Here is a 557-nt window from a genome sequence, read left to right on the forward strand (position 1 = left end):
CTCGTTGGGGCAACTCTTGGTTTCCATGCAACCGGAGACATTACGGATGTTGATGTGTCTTATTCGAATATTTTAACCCAATCGACAGTGCGAGAAAAGGGAAATGCGACAGGGTTATTTCAAGTGCGGGCATTATTGAGATTTTAGAGCAAAGGGGCGGTAAAAAATATCGCTGTGCTGTTTACACCCATATGGGTTGTTTTTTTTAAGAGATAAAGAATTTTATGAGGAGCTGAAGATGCGGGGATTGAAAGATCAAAAGCACAAATTGGGATATGGATACAAGCGAGGGCAGCGCGTTCTTTGTGTTTTGCAGCGAGGGATCCACAAGGGGCTTTCACTTGTTTTAAGTTTTTGCTTAGCTTTTCAGCCTTTGTTGTTGCAAGCACAAGCGCTTGGAGCGCGAAGTCCTGTTGCACAAGAGAGCCAAGGGATTAAAGCAGCTGATGGGGTTGGCTCTGTTTTCCGCCCCACGGTGGGGAAAGCCGGCAATGATGTGCCGCTGATTGATATTGTTCGCCCCAATGGACAGGGTCTTTCTCATAACAAATATGACA

Annotated in this window: 1 protein-coding gene and 1 pseudogene; both read left to right on the plus strand. The window is 45.6% G+C overall.

Annotated features, from left to right (window positions below; translation table 11 throughout):
• Positions 1–147 (plus strand): annotated as a pseudogene (locus tag ACFIJ7_RS09810) (ShlB/FhaC/HecB family hemolysin secretion/activation protein); the annotation flags it as partial.
• Between the two features lie 91 nt (positions 148–238).
• Positions 239–557: hypothetical protein (locus ACFIJ7_RS09815; RefSeq protein ID WP_375645221.1), on the plus strand; the 319-nt coding region annotated here is incomplete at its 3' end.

The sequence above is a fragment of the Bartonella sp. MR100HLJHH genome (genome assembly GCF_042194215.1).
In the GTDB taxonomy this organism is placed as follows: Bacteria; Pseudomonadota; Alphaproteobacteria; order Rhizobiales; family Rhizobiaceae; genus Bartonella; species Bartonella grahamii.